Below are 17700 nucleotides of genomic sequence, written 5' to 3'. Positions count from 1 at the left end.
CGGGATTTCCGGCGCCTAGGCTCTCGCTGGTGTCCTTCACGAGACCCGAGCCGCCGTACTACGCGGTGATCGTCAGCAGCAAGCTGGACGCCGCCCACCTCGACGGCTACGCCCCGATGGACCAGCGCATGGCCGAGCTGGGAAGAGCCCAGCCGGGCTACCTGGGCCGCGAGTCGAAGACGGACGCGGACGGCCGCGAGCTGACGGTGCTGTACTACCGCGACGCCGAGTCGATCTCGGCGTGGAAGCAACACCCGGAGCACCTGGAGGCGCAACGCCGCGGCCGGGAGCAGTGGTACGCGGACTACCACATCGAGGTGGCCAGGGTGGAGCGCGCTTACGGCTTCGAGCGCTAGAGGGATGAGGCCGGTGGGTGCCGCTGTGCGGAGTTGGCGGCTGCGCCCGAGCCCGGCGGCCGGACGGCTGTGCCCGTTGGCGGACCCGCGGGCGCTACACCGCGCGGTGGTGGTCGGGGCTTGACCGCTTGGCGGCTGCGCCGCAGCGTCGGGCAGCTGCGGCGGCCCGGCTGGTTACTCGTGAATCCGGCGGCTATGCAGCCCGGTTGAACATGAGCCGGTTGCCACGCACGAGTCCGGCGCCGCGCATGCGCTTGTGCCCCCCGACGACTGTGTCGTCGGGTTGTGCCCTGCGGCTGCACTCGAGACCGGCGGTTAAGCCCATGCTATGTCCGCACCATGCGGCCAGGCACGAAGCCGGCCGTTCTCGATGGCGATAGCGCGGCTGCGCCACGCCACCTTCCATGAATCCGGCTGTTGTGGCTGCACCGGCGACCACATCGCCCGTCAGCCCACCCCGGTTCACCGCCAAGCCCCAGTCAGGCTGGCGTCTTCACCGCGAAGTCCACCTCCGCAGTCGTCACCGTGCCGCCGACTCGCCCAGGTGCTGTTTCGTGTTGCCAGTACAGGTTTGTGTGGGCGATGACCGCTCCGGGACCCGGTGCTCCGTAGGCCGACAGGTCTTCCGTCGTGTGGGCGTCGGCGACCAGGGTTGCGTCGTAGCCTCGGGTGATCGCGCCGTGGAGGGTGGCTCGGATGCAGGCGTCGGTCTGGGCGCCTGCCACGATCAGGTGACCTATGCCGCGCGCGGCCAGGACCTCCTCGAGGTCCGTGGCCTCGAACGAGTCGCCGTACAGCTTGTGCACCAGCGGTTCCGTGTCGCGGCGTACGAGTTCCGGGACGTACTGCCAGGTCTCGCTGCCGCGCGGGAGCTCGTCGTTCGTGTGCTGCACCCACACGACCTCGACGCCGGCCGCGCGCGCCTTGTCCACCAGGGCCACGATGTTCGCGAGGACCGCCTCGCGGTCGTGGGCGCCGTTCATCACGCCGTTCTGCACGTCGACGACCAGCAGACCGGTGTTCGGCCGGTCGGTGAGTGTGGTCATGGTGTCCTCCCCGTCGGTGGTCGCGACCACTCTAAGCCGGGCCACCGACATTTTCGCGCGCCTGCCGCTCGGTGTGCGACGTCCGGGGGAGCGGCCAGGGTGACGACGGCTCGGGTTCCGCCGCCAGCCCGGTCAACACGGCCCCGATCAGCCGCTCGGCCTGCCGGTCGAGCGCGCGCGGGCCGTCGAGGCGGACCAGCCCGTCGGCCAGGAGCGTGGCGAGGCCGTGCATCGCCGACCAGACGAGGATCTCCGCGCCGGGCCGCGCGGACGCGGGCAGCCCGCCCTCGTCGGCCAGCCGGTCGAGTTCGGCCGCGAACACGTCGTGGGGGTGCGGGGAAACCGCGTCGCCGGGCTCGGCGCGGTGCGCCGCGAAGACCAGCCTGGCCACGGCAGGGTCTTCGATCGCCCAGCGGACGTAGTCACGCGCCGCCGCCACGAGCCGATGCCGGGGCCCGCCCCTGGCGTGCGCGGCGGCCCGGGCCATGCGCTCGCCGAGGCGGGCGACCAGCCGGTCGGACAACGCGCGGACCAGCACGTCGCGCGACGCGAAGTGGTGGTAGGCGGCGCTCGGGCTGACCCCGATCCGCACCGTGGCCTCGCGCAGGCTCCAGCCGTCGGCCCCGCGCTCGCGCACCAGCGCTTCGGCGCCGTCGAGCAGCGCGTCGCGCAGGTCTCCGTGGTGGTACCGCTCGCGTGCCATGGACCTGATCTTAACACCGCTCAGAATCTGTACTATGTTCAGATCTGGAACTGAACACCGATCAGATGGGAGCCCGGACATGGGCGCAGACCTGCCCGACGTGACGGAGGCCGCGCCGCCGATCGTGCGAGGCGAACCGGCCGAGGTGGCCGACGGCGTCTTCGTCCTGCACGACAACCGGGTGCCGCTCGTGCCCAACATCGGCTTCGTCGTCGGCGACCGCGCGACCCTGGTCGTCGACACCGGCCTCGGCCGCCGCAACGGCGAATACGTGCTGGCGCAGGCGAAGAAGCTCGCCGGGGAACGGCCGCTGTACCTGACCACGACACACTTCCACCCGGAGCACGGCTTCGGCGCGGAGGTCTTCGCGGGCGCGGCCACGATCATCGCCAACCGGGGTCAGCGTGACGAGCTGGCCCGCAAGGGCCCGGGGTACGTCCAGATGTTCCGCGGCCTCGGCGCGGCCATCGCCGAAGAACTCGAGGACGTCACCTTCGTCGACCCCGACTTCGTCTACGAAGGCCGGGCGGAGCTCGACCTCGGCGGCCACCGGGTCGTGCTGCGGGAGTGGGGCCCGGCGCACAGCGCGGGCGACCAGACGGTCCTCGTCGACGACCGCGTGCTCTTCACCGGCGACCTCGCGGAGACCCGGATGTTCCCGATCGCGCCGTACTTCCCGCCGCACGACACCGATTTCGACGGCGGCCGCTGGATCGGCGCCCTGGCCGGCATGGCCGAGCTGAACCCGGCGATCGTCGTGCCCGGTCACGGCGAAATCGCGGACGTGACGCTGCTCCACGACATCCGCGGCTACCTCGAATACGTCCAGGCGGAGGTCGCGCGGCTGAAGACCGGCGGCGCGTCCGCGGAGGAGACGGCGGCCAAGATCGGCGAGGACGCGCGGGCCCGGTGGCCGGAGTGGGCGAATCCCGAGTGGATCGGCCTGGCGGCCACGGCGTTTCACGCGGCGGGCTGAACCTCGCGCGCACCGCGCCGCCGCTCACTACGATGTCCACCATGGACTACACGCTGCTGGCCATGGTCGTGCTGGTCGCCGCCGTCGCGCTGGGCGCCTCGGCCAACGACCGCCGGGTCAACCGCCTCGAGCGCCGCCTCGCCCGGATGGAGCTGAAGCTGGACGCCATCGCCGGGCACCTCGGCGTCGCCGTCGCGGATCCCGCCCAGCCGCAGCTCGCGGACCTGCCCGAAGTGCGGAAGTACCTGCAGGAGGGCAAGAAGATCCAGGCGATCAAGGCCTACCGCGAGAGCACCGGCGCGGGCCTCAAGGACGCGAAGGACGCCGTGGAGCGGATGCTCTAGCCGGCGAGGGCCGGGGCGGCGTGGCGGACGCGCAGGACGTCCGCGATCACCGTGTCGGCCACCAGGCGCTGCTCCTCGTCCAGCGGCTCGTCCGGGGCCGTGATCGCCGACGAGCCGTGCAGCGCCTGCGCGGCCGACGACGTGAACCCCGCCATCGGCCCCGAGCCGCCGCGCAGGAGCAACGCCCCCGCCGACGCGGCCAGCCCGCGCAGTCCTTCCGCGGCCGAGTCCAGGGCGGCCTGCTGACCGGCCTCGGGCGGCTTGCTGCCCGGCTCCGGCGCCCGCAGGTCCTGCTGGGCGCGGGCCGCGGCGCGGAACCGCACGCCGAGTTCGCGCCGCCCGGCGGTCTCGCCGCTCAGGGTGGCCGCGACCGCCGTGAGCAGCGCACGGGTCGTGTCCACGGCCTCGGTGAACCGCTCCGCCAGCGACGGCTTACGCACCCCGGGCACGGCGGCGAAGCCGAACAGCAGCGCGATCGCCACCGCCAGCACCATCAGCAGGACGTACTCGACGAGCAGGGTCCGCGCGTCGAGGTGCTTGGTCGCCGAGTTCATCCCCACGCTCAGCAGCACCATGCACCCGTTGAACACCGTCGGCTTGCTCTGCATCAGCGGGAACCCGGCCAGCAGCGCGACCAGGGCGATCGGCAGCAGCGCGTCGTGCGGCAGCAGCCACAGCACCAGCGCGAGCACGACAGCGCCGCCCAGCGCGCCGCCGACCCGCTGCCACGCCTTGCTGAGCGTGTCGCGCCATTCCGGCTGCAGCACGGCGAAGGTCGTCATGAGGAACGACACCGTGAGCGGGTCGCCCGGGCGGAACCGCGCGACCACGAGGGCGAGCAGCATCCCCAGGGCGCACCGGACGGCGTGCCGAAGCTGCGCCGAACGCCAGGAGAGCATGCCTTCCGCCTCGTGGCGCAACGCCTCCCGCACGGCCTGGCGCGGAACGTCCACAACGGACTCGTCGCGGGTGAGCACGGCCTCGCGCACCGCGTCGACGCCCGACCACAGCTCGTCGACGAGCCGTCGCGTCTCCCCGGGGAGATCGACGACGAGATCAGGACGGGCGGCCGCGACAATCTCGTCCGGGGCATCCTTGGCGCGGACGGCCTCGGCGAGCTGAGCGAGTTCGACGTCCACCGCGTCGAGGATCGTGCCGAGCGCGGTGGCCTGGTCTTCGGTCAGCGTGCGCCGCCGGTCGCCGAGCACCGCGGCGGTGGCGCGCGCCCGCACGCCCGCGCCCAACACGCGGCTCTGCCACTTCCGCGGCCGGTCGGCCAGCCACAGCCGTACAGCGCGCTCGGCGGTGTCGCGCCCGCCACCCGCTAGCGCGTCGGCCAGCGCTTCCCGCGTGGGCTTGCCGGGGTCGCCGATTCCGAGCAGCAGCCGCAGCACGATCGCCACCCCGACGGCGAGCGCGGGCGCACCGATGATCTGGCCGGCGGACGCGGTGCCGGTGAGCTGGAAGCCGTAGCCGAACACCGAGGCCATGCCCAGCCCGAGCCCGACCGTGACGAACCGCGGGCCGAGCGCCGGCAGCAGCGCGGCGGTGAACACGACGACGACCAGCAGCGCGATCGCGGCGACGTCCGACACCGCGCCGAGCAGCCGGGGTCCCGCCACCCCGGCGACCACCACGGGCGCGTAACCGGCGAGCAGGACGAGGTCGGAGCGCACCGGGCCGCCGGTGGCGGCGATGAAGCAGAACAACGCGGTCAGCCCGGCCAGTACCACCGTGTTCCCGAGGCCGGCGGCCACGCCGATGCCCGCCGTCGCACCGACGACGGCGACGATGAACACGAGCATCCCGACGCCCTTGACCAGGCCTTTCACCACTTCAACCCTTCGCCGCGCGGATCGCCGTGGTCATCCTGGCACGCAAAACCGCCGCACCCCGGGATGCGGGATGCGGCGGTTTCGGGAGGACCAGATCAGTCCTTGACGCCCTTGATGGCGTCCTTGATCTTCTCGCCGGCCTGCTTGAGGGAGCCCTTGGCCTGGTCGGCCTTGCCCTCGGCCTGCCACTGCTCGTTGCCGGTGGCGTCGCCGACGGCTTCCTTGGCCCGCCCCTTGAGCTCTTCACCCTTGTTCTGGATCTTGTCGTTCATCCGACGCACCTTTCGTCAGGCGACATTTCCGGATCGGCCTGTCGCCACGAGGGCCTTGCTGGAGGGTTACCCGCCAGTCGGGCGCTTACACATCGAGCCAGCCGTCCGGGTGACGTGAGAGCCGTCACGCCCCCGCGTGGAGCAGGCGTAGCGTGGCGAGGACCGACACGACCGGAGGAGGCCTCAGGTTGAAGGCGACGAACGGTGCGGGCGGCCCCTGCAGGTTCTGCGGCAGGCTCCCGCGCTCGGGGGCGCCCCGGGTGCCCGGCCCGGCCGGCCCGATCTGCCTGGACTGCGTGCGCGCCGGGCTGCGGGTCGTCGGCGACGGCGAGGAGCGCACGAACGAGGCGGGCGAGCGCCTCGACGCGGTCAGCGACCTGCAGGCCCCGGTCTGCGAGTTCTGCGGCCGCCGCGAGCGCCGCACGTTCCTCGGGTTCCGGCGCCCCCTGGTCCGGCTGCGCTGCGCCCCACGCGACGCGGTCATCTGCGTCGACTGCCTGGACAGCGCGGGTGACGCGCTGAACCTGGCCCTCCGGAGCTGACCCGGACGGGCCGGTGCCGCCGCACACCGCGACGGCACCGGCCCGGTCTCACGCGGGAGCCGTGAACACGTACGACCCGGCGGGCACGAAGTACGTGCCTGCCGCCGACGGCACCGCCTCGGCCGGTGCGGTGACCGCGCCCGGCTGGGACGTCGGGACCTTCACCGTGGCCGAGGTGCCCGCCGGGACCGTCACCCGCAGGGTGAGCGTGCCGCCGGCGATCGACCAGTCGCTGACCGCGCCGCCGTACGGGGTCTCGTACGACGACTTCGCCGAGGTCAGCCCGCCGCCCGGCTGAGGTGCCACCGACAGCGCCGCGTACCCCGGGGCCGCCGGGGACAGGCCGCCGACGGACCGGTAGAGGAAGTCGCCGACCGAGCCGAGCCCGTAGTGGTTGAACGAGTTCATCCCGGGATCGTTGAACGAACCGTCGGTCTTGATGCCGTCCCAGCGTTCCCAGATGGTCGTGGCGCCGCGGCCGATCATGTAGCCCCAGCCGGGGAACCCGGGCTGCAGCAGCACCTGGTACGCGACGTCGGCGTGCCCGTGCGCGGCCAGCACCGGCAGCAGGTTCTCCACGCCCAGGAAGCCGACGCTCAGGTGGCCATTTGCGGCTGTGACACGTGCGGCCAGCTTGTCCGCCGCCGGCTGCACCCGTGCCGCCGGGAGCAGGCCGAAGGCCAGGGCCAGGACGTACCCGGTCTGCGTGTTCGCGCCGACCGTGCCGTCCGCGGCCGAGAACTTGTTCGTGAACGCCGTGGCGATCTGGTCGGCGAGCGTCCCGTACTTGGCCGCCTCCGCGGTGTGCCCGGTGGTCGCCGCCATCCGCGAGACCAGCCGCGACGAGTACGCGAAGAACGCCGTCGAGATCAGGTCCTGCGCGGTGTTGTCGTTGACGTTGAGCCAGTCCCCGAACGTCTGGTGGTCGCGGATCAGGTCCGCGCCGGACGTCGAGCGCAGGTACTCGACCCACTTGACCATCGCGTCGAAGTGCTTCTGGATCACCGCGGTGTCGCCGTAGCGCTGCCACAGGGTGTAGGGCACGATGACACCCGCGTCGCCCCAGCCGGCCGTGCCCGAACCGTCGAGCACCCCCGGCGCGACGTCGGTGAACGAGCCGTCGGCGTGCTGGGCGTCGGTCAGGTCGTCGCTGAACTTGCCGAGGAAGTTCGCCACGTCCAGGTTGAACGTCGACGTGCCGGCGAAGATCCCGATGTCACCGGTCCAGCCCAGCCGCTCGTCGCGCTGCGGGCAGTCGCTCGGCACCGAAAGCATGTTGGAGCGCTCACCCCAGAGGATGTTGTGCTGCAACTGGTTCACCATCGTGTTGGACGAGGTGAACGTGCCGGTCTGCGCTCCGGACGTCCACATCGCCCGCCCGGTGACGGTGTTCGTGGTCGGCGCGGACGGCAGCCCGGTCAGCTCGACGTACCGGTAGCCGTGCACGGTGAACCGCGGCTCGTACGTCTCGGCCCCGCCGGTGCCCGCGAGGGTGAACCGGTCGGTCGCCTGCGCGGCCCGGAGGTTGTCGGTGTAGATCGTGCCGTCGGGGTTGAGCACCTCGGCGTGCCGCAGCGTCACCGTGGTCCCCGCCGGTCCGGTCACCGAAAGCCGGTCGACACCGCCGAAGTTCTGGCCCAGGTCGGCGACCCACACACCCGGCTTGGGCTGGGTGATGGCGACCGGGTGGAACTCCTGCTGCACGGTGACGCCGTTGTCCACCTGGGACACGAGGTTCGGCTTCGCGTCGGTGCGGACGCCGGCGGCCTGCCACGCGCTGTCGTTGAAGCCCGGCTGGTCCCAGCCCGCCGGTGCGAGCCGCGCGTCGTAGGTTTCGCCCTGGTAGAGGTCGTCGGCGCGGATCGCGCCGTCGCCGGTCTTCCACGTGCCGTCGGTGGCGACGGTCGCGGTCGTGCCGTCGGTGAACGTCAGCCGCAGCTGCGCCGAGTACCACGGCTTGGTGCCGTAGCGCTGGCTCCCGGCGATGCCGATGCTGCCGGAGTACCAGCCGTTGCCCAGCATCGCGCCGAGCGCGTTCTCACCCTGCCGGATCTGGCCGGTGACGTCGGAAACCCGGTACTGCAGCCGTTTCGTGTAGTCGGTCCAGCCCGGTGCGAGGACCTCGCCGCCGACCTTGGTCCCGTTGAGCCGGGTCTCCTGCAGACCGAGTGCCGTGGTGAGCAGCCGAGCGCTCGCCACCGGCTTACTGACCGTGAAACTCTTGCGCAGCAGGGGAGACGGCGACGCGACGACGACGTTCGACGCCCACGGCCCGCTGCCGTAGGCGGTCAGGGCCCGCGCCGCGGTCCACGCGCTGTCGTCGAACGTGCGCTGCTCCCAGCCGGAGGGCCCGGTCTGGTTCGCCTTCCAGGTCCCGTCGGTGACGACGGTCGGCCCGCCCGTGACGGTCAGCTTCGCGATCATCCCGGCCGGGCTCTGCGTGGTGTTCTCGCTGCTGACCGCGATGACGTTCGCACCGGTCGTCAGCAGCGGGCCGACGTCGACGACGGCGGCCTGCTTCCACGAGTCGGCAGTCCGCGGCGAGGCACTGACCTGGGTGCCGTTGACCCAGACGGTCGCGCTGTCGTCGCCGGTCACGACGAGCGTGGCCTTCGACGGCGCCGCGCTCAGCTGCACGGTCTTGCGGAAGAACCGGGTCGCCGGCGGGATCCCGCCGGCCGGGTCGCCTTCCGGGTACCAGACCCAGCTGGCCCCGGCGAGGTCCGGGCCCGCGGCCGAGCGCCCGATGAACGCGCCGGTCCACTCGGTGGCCGGGGCGCGCAGCGCCGTCTCGAACCGCTGCACCGCGCTCCAGCCGCTCGCGCGGCCCTGGGCGTCCCAGACCCGGACGCGCCAGGTGTAGGCCGTCAGTGAGCCGAGCGCGGGACCGCCGTACGGGACGTCGGCCTGCTGCGCGGACGCGACCTGGCCGCTGTCCCAGACGTCGGATCCGTTGGCGGACACCACGATCTGGTACGCCGACTGCCGCTGCTGCGACGCCGAGGACGTCAGCTTCCAGCCGAACCGGGCCTGCGCCGGGTCGACGCCGATCGGGTTCGTGCGCGTGCCGACCGTCGCGCTCGCGACCGTGAGCGGGGCTGCGCCGGTGGAGTCCGGCGTGGTGACGCCGGTGCCCCAGGGCGCGGCGCCGTAACCGCCGAGATCCGCGGCCGCGGGCCAGGACCCGTCGGCGAAACCGGGCTGTTCCCAGCCTTCCGGCGCGGTCTGTGCGCTCTTCCAGCCGGCCCCGGTGGTCAGGTCCGTGGTGCCCGACGCGGTCGCGACGTGCACCCGGCCGAGCAGCCCGGCCGGGCCGCCGGCGTTGCGGACGGCGACGGCGAGGGTGTTGACGCCGGGGACGAGCGCCGGCCGCAGGTCCACCGGCAGCCCCGTCTTCCAGGAGTCGGTGACCCGGGCCGAGGAGGCGAGGGGCTTGCCGTTGAGCCAGACGTCGGCGGTGTCGTCGCCGGTCACGCTGAACCGGGCGTCGCTGACCGCGCCGGTCGCGACGGTGAACGTGGTGCGGAAGTACCGGGTCGCGGCCGGGGCGGACACCCGCGCGTCACCCTCGGGGTACCAGATCCAGTGGGCCCCGGAGAGGTCCGGTGGTGGTGCGGCGCCCGCCGGGGGAGCGGCGGCGCCGGAGAGCACCAGGGTCGCGGCGAGGGCGGTGGTGGTGGTCGCGCGCCAGAGCTGGGATCGCGGCATTGCGGCTCCTGGATGACGGGGACGGGGGAGCGGATCCTTAAAACGTTTCAATCCAGCGTGATATGTGACTGTAATCAGAGGATCACGCAACCGCAATACTCCACCGGGTGCAGCGGCGATCGTCCGTGCTGGTCCGATCGCCGCCGCATAAATCGTTTTAGGTCACTCCACCCGGCGCCTTCGCCGTACGACGAACACGACGCCGACCACCCCGAGAAGAACGAGCACGACCGGGACGGCCGTGGGCCACCACGGCCACGCCGGGCCGTCGAACACGACGTCTTCGGTGGGCAGCTCCAGGGCTTTCGCCGTCCACCGAGCGGTCGCGACGTCGGTGTCGCGCGCGAGCCCGCCGACCGCCACGTCGTAGGCGAAGCCGGGCCGGTCGTGGACGTACTCGGGGGCCGGTCCGCCGGGCGGCGTCGCGACTCCGCGCGTGGCCCCGGGCACGAGCAGCCGGTCGAGGTCCGGTGCGGCGTCGGCCAGGGAAGACCGGGGCACGAAGGTCAGCCCGTGCCGGGACCGCACCGGGCCGCCGTCGGCGGTCACCGCGAGGGTCCGCGACGACAGGGACTGGCCCTGGGTGTCGAACACCGACGCCAGCTCGATCTCGCCGGCGCCCTCGGGCACCAGCACGCCGATTTCGGCGGGGTTCCACCGGAAACCCGCGTTGACGATCGCCACGGCGTCCGGCATCGCGGCCGGGGTGGTCACCGGCACCGGGGTGCCGTAGTGCCGCCAGCCGATCGCCTTCGCGGCGTCCGCGGCCACGCCCGCGCCGGCCATCCGCTCGACCAGGTGCAGGGTCCCGTCGATGCCGGACAGGATCCCGGCGGTGGTGACGACCTTCCCGTCATCGACGTACCGCTTCCCGCGCTGCCACTGCACGGCCGGGTAGTCGCTCGCGTAGGTCTCGAGTTTCAGCCAGTGCGCGGTGGCTGGACGGCCGTCGAGCAGGCCGGCCGAGGCCAGCACGCCAGCGCCGTTGCAGACGCTCAGCAGCTGCGTGCCGCGGGCGGCCTGCTCCCGCAGCCACTGGGTGACCGGTCCGTTCGAGGCCTCCCCGGTGTCCGGCATCGCGGGGACGACGACGAGGTCCGGCGCGGCCCCGCCGAGCCGGGCGGCGAGGTCGGTGAAACTCAGGTCGGGCACCAGGTCGAGTCCGCCGGTCAACGGCTTCGGCGTCCGGTCCGGGGCGACGGTGTAGACGTTGAACCGGCCGGTGGCGGCCAGGATCTCGTACGGCGCGAGCGTGTCGGAGACGACGGCACCCGCGTTCCCGACGACGACCACCGCGGTCGGCTTGGCCGGGTCGTGGGGGACCGGCGGGGTGGCGGGCGCGGCCCGCTGCGGGCCGGGGGCGTTGAGGGCGCGGAAGGTCGCCAGAGCGGAGACGGTGGCACCGACGCCGGGAACCAGCAGGACGGCGACCACGGCGGCGAGGACGAGCGCGATGCGGCGCAGGACTCTCATGTCAGTGCCAGTACTCGGCGCGGCGCCACACCATGACGGCCAGCATCAGCGGGAACATGATCACGTGCCCGGCGATCATCAGGCCTTCGCCGGACAGCACACCCAGCGAGTACGGCGCGAGCAAGGCCACGAACGGCAGGTACATCGCCGCGCACATCTCGGCGATCCGCGCCCAGGAGTGCCGCCGCAGCAGCATCGCCGCGGCCATCGCGACGCTCATGTCGGTGGCCATCACGAGGGCGCCGACTGCCGGCCGCGCCGTCCAGGCGTCCGGCCAGAGCGGGTCGAGCGCGACCATGCCGATGATCATCGCGGCGACCATCTCGACGTAGTGGCCGGCGAACCGGGCGAGTTTGCGGCCGGTGCCGCGGCCGGTTTCGGTGGTGGTCATGGGGTTCCCTCCAGGTTGTCCTGGACGAGAGTCCCGGCCGGCGGGCGTGCTGCCAGGTGCCGGAAGTCATGACCGGGGGTCATGACCCCCTCAGAGCAGCCCCAGATCCCGGGCCCGCAGCGCGGCCTGGGTGCGGTCCCGGGCGCCGAGCTTGCCCAGGACGTTCGTGACGTGGTTCTTCACGGTGCCCTCGGCGAGGAACACCGACGCGGCGATCTCCCGGTTGCTGCGGCCGTCGGCGACCAGCCGCAGCACCTCCAGCTCCCGCTCCGACAGCGGCACGACCAGCGGTTGCGGCCGGGGAGCGGCCGTCTCGGGCAGCTGCGCGAACCGGGCGACGACCTTCGCCGCGACGGACGGCTGGAGCACCGACTCACCCCGCGCGGCGGCCAGCACGGCCTCGACCAGCCGCGCCGAGGACACGTCCTTGAGCAGGTACCCGACGGCTCCCGCGCGCAGGGCGGCGAAGACGTCCTCGTCGTCGTCGAACGTGGTGAGCGCGATGACCTGGACGCCCGGCTGGGCCAGCCGCAGCCGCCGGGTGGCGGCGACCCCGTCGAGGACCGGCATCCGCAGGTCCATCAGGACGACGTCGGGAGTCAGCTCGGCGGCCCGTGCCAGCGCTTCGTCGCCGTTGCCCGCTTCGCCGACGACGTCGATGTCGTCGCGGGTGGCCAGCAGCGTCGCGAGGGCTTCGCGGAAGAGGGCCTGGTCGTCGACCAGCAGGACCCGGACCGGGCTCACGCCGGTACCTCCATGCTCAGCGTGCACCCCTGTCCCGGTGCCGATTCGACGGCCAGCTTCCCACCGAGGTGCGCGGCCCGTTCCCGCAGCCCCAGCAGGCCGTAGCCGGTCGCGGGCGCGCCGTCGGTGCCGGCGCCGTCGTCGCGGACCTCGACGCGGACGCCCTCCTCGGCGTACGCGAGCACCAGGTCGACACGGCTCGCGCGGGCGTGCTTGCGGACGTTGGTCAGTCCTTCCTGCGCGGCCCGGTAGAGCGCCTCGCCGGTCTCGTCCGGCAACGGCCGTTCGACCCCCGAGACGGTCAGCGTCGCCGCGACGCCCGTCGCGGACGTCTCCTCGGCGAGGGCCTTCAGCGCTTCGGGCAACGGCGGCACCGACCGGGGTTCGCGTAGCGTGCGCACGGACCGCCGGACGTCGGCCAGTGCGGTTTCGGCCTGCTCCTGCGCCTTCGCGAGCACGTCGTCGGCCTTGGCCGGATCGGTCGGCAGCACCGCCCGCGCGGCCTTGACCTGCATCTGGACCACGGTCAGCGCGTGCCCGAGCCCGTCGTGGATGTCCCGCGCGACCCGGTTGCGCTCCTGCGCCGTCGCGAGCCGTTCGGCTTGGACGGCGTAGTCCTGCAGCTTCGCGTGCACCTCGGCGAGCTCACCGCGGGAGCGTTGTTCCCGCTTGAGCAGCTCGGTGACGACGGCCGCGAAGATCACCGACACGAGGGTCCCGAGCCCTTCGCGCAGGCCGTCGCCCAGTGACATCCCCAGGTGCACGAGCGGGATCAGGGCGATCACGACGGCGAGGGCGGGCAGCGGCAGGTTCAGCACCACGCACTGGCTGACCAGCACCACGAGGAAGAGCGTCGCGCCGACACCGGCGTTGATCGTGAAGACGAAGAACGCCAGGGGCAGCTGGACGACGACGTAGGCGGCGGCCCAGCCGAGGTGCTCGCGCCGCTGCACCCAGCCGAAGCCGGCGGTGCCGAGCGCGGTGAAGACGGCGCCCAGCACGAGGGAGAGGACGGGCTCCCCGGACGCGAGGACCCCGAGCACCACGGAGAGGAAGGCGCCGCCGGTCAGCACCGCCAGAGCCCGGTTCATGGGGCCACTCTGCGGTGTCCGCCAGACCTGGTCAACCGCCTCCCGGCCGGGAAAGCGCTGTCTGTTTCTAGGGCTTTTCCGTGAACGGGCGACGTAGGGTGGAGCCGACACCGCAGTCGACACGGGAGTCCGCCATCGATGTCAGTGCTCTGGGGCGTGTCCTTCGACGGAACTCCGCTGTCCGGGGTGGTGGTCGAGTTCCTCAAGACGGCGAAGCGCCTGGCCGCCCGGGGGCACCGGGTCCACCTCGACCTCGGCTACGACATCAAGGCCGACAAGGGCGCGTTCTTCCGGCCCTATCGTGACGAGGCCGGGCTGCTGCCGGACTGGGTCGTCCTCGACCGCGTCGACGGCGTCGAAACGGTCCGCGGCTACGACCGCGAGTTCGTCGAGCGGGTGCTTGCCGAGGTCGTCCAACGGGAGGCCGGGGCGGCGTTGCGGCCCGAGCTGGACCGGATCGCCGGCGAGCTGGCCGACCGGATCACCGCCACCTGGGAACGCCTCGGCGTCACGATGGTGATGGTCGAGAACGGGACCCTGCCGGAGAACCCGGCGTACACCGAGGGCCTCTACCGGGCGATCGACCGCTACGGCGCGCGCCACCGGCTCGGCCGGTTCGTGTTCTGGCGCGACCACGACCTGATGTGGCAGAGCGAACCGGGGATCGCCAAGTACGGCCGGTTCCCGTACCGCGCGACGCCGGCGCCGCGGAACTCCCCGTACATCCACTACTTCGCGCTGCACGAAGAAGCGAAGGCGCGCACCCTCGAGTGGGTGCCGGGCCTGCGCAACCTCGACGTCCTGCCGAACACGTTCCCCATCGACACCGCGAAGATCGACGCGCGCAACGCGGGCTTCCGGCGCGACCACGGCATCCCCGAGGACGTCCCGCTGCTGGCCCGGATCACGCGGATCATCCCGCAGAAGCGCGTCGACCGGGACCTCCACCTCCTCGTGCTGCTGCCGGACGCGTGGCTGTTCGTGGCGGGGGACGTCGAGGAGGCGCCCGCGGAGTACACCCGGCTCACCGAGCTGGCCGGCCGGCTCGGGGTGCGCGACCGGGTCGTCTTCGGCGGCTGGCTGACCCCGTACGACACCGCCACGCCCGGCCGCTACTCCGTCCGCGATCTGCTGGCGCACGCGAGTGTCGTGTCCTTCCTGACCTCCTACGACTACGAGAGCTACGGCAACCCGGTCAGCGAGGCGATCGCCTCCGGGACGCCGTACGTGACCAGCGGGTACGAGCTGTATAACGCCGTCTACGGCACCGCGGGGTTCCAGGCGCCGGTGCTGGACATCCGGGCCCGCGACCTGCCGGACGCGGCGTTCGCCCGCGAAGTGGCCGAACTGATCACCGACGAGGGGAAACGAGCGGAAGTGGTGCGGGCGAACCAGGAACTCGGGCGGGCGCGGTTCGGCACCCAGGTCGTCGACGACCTGGTCGACCGGCTGTACCCGCCGCCGATGGGCGCCGGGACGCGGCTGAGCGTCGTGCTGCCGGTGTACAACGAGGCCGCCAACCTGCGGTCGGTGCTGCGGACGCTGTACGACCAGCGCGGGCTGGACCGGGAAAGCTACGAGGTCGTCCTGGTCGACAACAACTCGACCGACGACACCGTCGCGCTCGCCCGCGAGTTCGCGGCCGCCCACCCGGACCTGCCCGTCCACGTGATCCACGAACCCGAGCAGGGCGTCTCGTGCGCGCGCCGCGCGGGCATGGACTTCGCCGCCGTCCGCAGCCGGAACCGCCCGGACACCGACCCGGCGCAACGGTTCTACCTGGTGTCCGCCGACGCCGACTGCCGGGTCGACGTGCACTGGCTGAGTGAGCTCCTCGAGGCGATGGAGACGACCAAGGCCGCGATCGGCGTCTGCGACTACTACTACAACGCGGACCACTTCACCGGCCGCCCGCGGCTGTGGGACGCGATCCAGCGGACGTTGCGCTGCCGCGCCGTCACGTTCTCGCTGTTCGGCGGCTTTCCCGACGGCAAGGGCTTCGCCGTCGAGCGCGACGCCTACGAGCGCGCCGGCGGCATCGAGGTCTTCTACCAGCTGCAGGACGGGAAGTTCGTCAACCACCTCTCCGACGACTGGGACTTCGGGATCAAGGTCGCCAGCGGGGGAGACGCGATCACGTACGCGCCGCGCTCGCGCGTCGAGATCAACCCGCGCCGCGTCGACCACGCCATCGACGAGGTCATCACCGGCCGCGCCTACGGCTCGGGCGGCACCATCGTCATGCGCGACATCCGCCCTTCCGCTCCGGCCGTGTCCGCTGACCTGACCGAGGCGGAAGCCTTGCAGGCGTGGGAGTTCTCCATCAAGGACTTCACGCCGAAGAACACCATCCTGCCGGTGCTGCTGACCCCGGCGCTGCTGGAGGACGACGCCGTCATCGGGTTCTTCGGCGCGGACCTGGCCGCGCGGCTGGGGGAGCGGATCGCCGAGATCCGCGACGAGATGCGCGTCGTCGACTTCACGCCGATCCACGCGTACAAGACGCCGTCCTACCGGCTGTACCTCGAGTTCGCCGACGAGCTGTTCGCGTGCCTGCGCAAGCACGTCGGCGAGGACATCGGCCATCCACCGCCGCTGCCCTCGTGTTTCGCGGACGTTCCGAAGGAGCGGTTCGCGGAGTTCGTCCACTACTACTGCGAGGACCGCGAGTCCGGAGAGGCCCACAACTACTTCGGCAACGGAGGGGTGTTCTGATGACACTCGCCTACGAAGAGGCGATCGGCTCACTGCACGGTCTCGACCCCGCGTGGCCGCGCCCCGCGGTCCTCGACGTCCTGGAGGCGCCCGAAAACCGGCACCTGCTGGACTACGTGCAGGAGGACCCGTTCGGGGCACACGTGTTCCCGGGCAACGTCCCCGGCTACGCGCCGGCGGACTTCCTGCGCGACCTGGACGCGCAACTGGCCTCCAGCAACCCGATCCACCTGTGGTCCTACATCCCGACGTGCGCCTACCGCTGCCGGTTCTGCCAGTACCCGGTGGTGCTGGTGAAGGGCAAACCCGAGGTCACGGACGAAAAGGCGAAGCACTGGGTCGACCTGAACATCGCCGAAGCCCGGATGTGGCTCGACGCCGTCCCGAACCTGGCGGGCGCGGAGGTCGGCGAGTTCAACGTCTTCGGCGGCACGCCGTCCCTGCTGCCGGAACCGGAGATCCGGCGGCTGCTGGACTTCTACCGTGACGAGTTCGGCTTCACCGCGGACACGACCATCCGGTTCGAGGGCGACCCGAGCACGTTCACGCCGGCGAAGCTCGAACTGCTGCGGGACCTGGGCTGCACCAAGCTGTCCAGCGGAGTCCAGTCGTTCGACGACCACGTCCTCGAGCTGTGCGGGCGCGAGCACTCGGCGCAGATGTGCGTCGACTTCGTCCGCAACGCGCAAAGCCTCGGCTTCGAGTGGGTCAGCATCGACCTGATGTACGGCCTGCTCGACCAGACCCTCGACAGCGTCCGCCGGGACCTGGACGTCGTGCTGGAGAACGAGATCACCGCCGTCGTGTGCACCAAGCTGCACCTGGCCTCCTACAGCGACACCCGCACCGGGGTCACCGGCGAGAAGCCCGCCGCGTGGCAGCTGCCGTCCTACCGGGACAAGCTGGTGCGCGACGGCCACCGCTGGCCGACGCTCGGGGAGCAGTACCAGATGCGGGAGCTGCTCACCGACGGTTTGCGCGCGGCGCACTACACCGAGCACCCCACGATGTACTTCGCTCGTGACGGCCTCGGGCCGGAGAAGTGGAAGTCCATCATGGTCGACCAGGAGAAGCAGGAGGCCGAGGTCGCGATCGGGCTCGGGGGCAGCTCGAGCTGCCGCGCGTCGGAGGCGATCAGCGACGTGAACTCCAAGCGCTACATCGAAACGGTGGAGGCGGGCCGGATCCCGCTGGGCTCGGCGACACGGTTCACGCCCGAGGCCCAGGAGGCGCGGGCGGTGAAGATGGCGCTGACGACGTTGCAGCCGTTGCGGGATTCCGTGCACGCCTCGCGGTTCCCCGGGCGTTCGCTGTTCGCCGAACCGTGGCTCGGGAAGTTCCGCTCCCTGGCCGATCGCGGCCTCGTCCGGCTGGATTCCGGGGCGGGGAAAGTGGAATTGACCAAAACCGGAGAAGTCCTGGTGGAGGCCATCATCACGACCGAGCTCTGACGACCAAGATCACTCCGACGGGTGACGGAAGTCTCGCGAGGACCGGTACGGGC

General features: G+C 72.0%; 15 protein-coding genes. 6 read left to right on the top strand and 9 right to left on the bottom strand.

What is annotated here, in order from left to right:
• The first annotated feature begins 29 nt into the window (after nt 1-29).
• Nucleotides 30-356, top strand: coding sequence for an antibiotic biosynthesis monooxygenase family protein (locus VA596_RS18415; RefSeq protein ID WP_323328711.1), 327 nt, complete (start codon nt 30-32; stop codon nt 354-356).
• 479 nt (nt 357-835) lie between these two features.
• On the opposite strand, the gene VA596_RS18410 is transcribed toward VA596_RS18415, so the two are convergent.
• Both VA596_RS18410 and VA596_RS18405 read right to left on the bottom strand, forming a co-directional pair.
• Entirely contained in the window at nt 836-1402 is a 567-nt protein-coding gene (locus VA596_RS18410; RefSeq protein WP_323328709.1) for an isochorismatase family protein, read from the bottom strand.
• 31 nt (nt 1403-1433) lie between these two features.
• Nucleotides 1434-2105 (bottom strand): TetR/AcrR family transcriptional regulator, encoded by a 672-nt coding sequence (locus VA596_RS18405; protein WP_323328707.1) that lies wholly within the window; start codon nt 2103-2105, stop codon nt 1434-1436.
• Nucleotides 2106-2184: 79 nt separating this feature from the next.
• Between VA596_RS18405 and VA596_RS18400 the strand changes: the two genes are divergently transcribed.
• Nucleotides 2185-3081 carry an MBL fold metallo-hydrolase gene (locus VA596_RS18400; RefSeq protein WP_323328705.1) on the top strand — a complete coding sequence of 299 codons (897 nt, stop codon included), beginning with the start codon at nt 2185-2187 and terminating at the stop codon, nt 3079-3081.
• 41 nt (nt 3082-3122) lie between these two features.
• Complete coding sequence (locus VA596_RS18395) at nt 3123-3425, top strand: ribosomal protein L7/L12 (RefSeq protein WP_323328703.1); 303 nt, start codon at nt 3123-3125, stop codon at nt 3423-3425.
• Here the strand turns inward: VA596_RS18395 and VA596_RS18390 are convergent.
• Both VA596_RS18390 and VA596_RS18385 read right to left on the bottom strand, forming a co-directional pair.
• The gene (locus VA596_RS18390; protein ID WP_323328701.1) at nt 3422-5257 is read right to left on the bottom strand and encodes an FUSC family protein; all 1836 of its coding nucleotides are present in this window, start codon (nt 5255-5257) and stop codon (nt 3422-3424) included. The genes VA596_RS18395 and VA596_RS18390 overlap by 4 nt on opposite strands.
• Before the next feature lie 98 nt (nt 5258-5355).
• Nucleotides 5356-5532: a CsbD family protein gene (locus VA596_RS18385; RefSeq protein WP_323328699.1), complete on the bottom strand. Its 177-nt coding sequence runs from the start codon at nt 5530-5532 to the stop codon at nt 5356-5358.
• Between the two features lie 188 nt (nt 5533-5720).
• Here VA596_RS18385 and VA596_RS18380 point away from each other — a divergent pair, with 188 nt between their 5' ends.
• Complete coding sequence (locus VA596_RS18380) at nt 5721-6074, top strand: hypothetical protein (RefSeq protein ID WP_323328697.1); 354 nt, start codon at nt 5721-5723, stop codon at nt 6072-6074.
• A 48-nt stretch (nt 6075-6122) separates the two neighbouring features.
• On the opposite strand, the gene VA596_RS18375 is transcribed toward VA596_RS18380, so the two are convergent.
• The 5 genes from VA596_RS18375 to VA596_RS18355 all read right to left on the bottom strand — a co-directional run bounded on the left by VA596_RS18375 (nt 6123) and on the right by VA596_RS18355 (nt 13481).
• Nucleotides 6123-9782, bottom strand: coding sequence for a family 78 glycoside hydrolase catalytic domain (locus VA596_RS18375; protein ID WP_323328695.1), 3660 nt, complete (start codon nt 9780-9782; stop codon nt 6123-6125).
• A gap of 162 nt (nt 9783-9944) precedes the next feature.
• Entirely contained in the window at nt 9945-11255 is a 1311-nt protein-coding gene (locus VA596_RS18370; RefSeq protein ID WP_323328693.1) for a DJ-1/PfpI family protein, read from the bottom strand.
• 1 nt (nt 11256) lies between these two features.
• Nucleotides 11257-11646: a hypothetical protein gene (locus tag VA596_RS18365; RefSeq protein WP_323328691.1), complete on the bottom strand. Its 390-nt coding sequence runs from the start codon at nt 11644-11646 to the stop codon at nt 11257-11259.
• A 90-nt stretch (nt 11647-11736) separates the two neighbouring features.
• Nucleotides 11737-12390 carry a response regulator transcription factor gene (locus VA596_RS18360; RefSeq protein WP_323328689.1) on the bottom strand — a complete coding sequence of 218 codons (654 nt, stop codon included), beginning with the start codon at nt 12388-12390 and terminating at the stop codon, nt 11737-11739.
• Nucleotides 12387-13481, bottom strand: coding sequence for a sensor histidine kinase (locus VA596_RS18355; RefSeq protein WP_323328687.1), 1095 nt, complete (start codon nt 13479-13481; stop codon nt 12387-12389). Before VA596_RS18355 ends, VA596_RS18360 begins: the two co-directional genes overlap by 4 nt.
• Nucleotides 13482-13619: 138 nt before the next feature.
• On the opposite strand from VA596_RS18355, the gene VA596_RS18350 reads away from it, so the two are divergent.
• Together VA596_RS18350 and VA596_RS18345 are read left to right on the top strand one after the other, a co-directional pair.
• Nucleotides 13620-16196, top strand: coding sequence for a glycosyltransferase (locus tag VA596_RS18350; RefSeq protein ID WP_323328685.1), 2577 nt, complete (start codon nt 13620-13622; stop codon nt 16194-16196).
• Nucleotides 16196-17647, top strand: a complete 1452-nt coding sequence (locus VA596_RS18345; protein ID WP_323328683.1) for a radical SAM protein — start codon at nt 16196-16198, stop codon at nt 17645-17647. The genes VA596_RS18350 and VA596_RS18345 overlap by 1 nt, the downstream gene beginning before the upstream one ends.
• The last annotated feature ends 53 nt before the right edge of the window (nt 17648-17700 follow it).

Source organism: Amycolatopsis heterodermiae (assembly GCF_034929455.1).
GTDB classification, from domain to species: domain Bacteria; phylum Actinomycetota; class Actinomycetes; order Mycobacteriales; family Pseudonocardiaceae; genus Amycolatopsis; species Amycolatopsis heterodermiae.
This window is presented reverse-complemented; position numbering and strand designations above follow the sequence as displayed.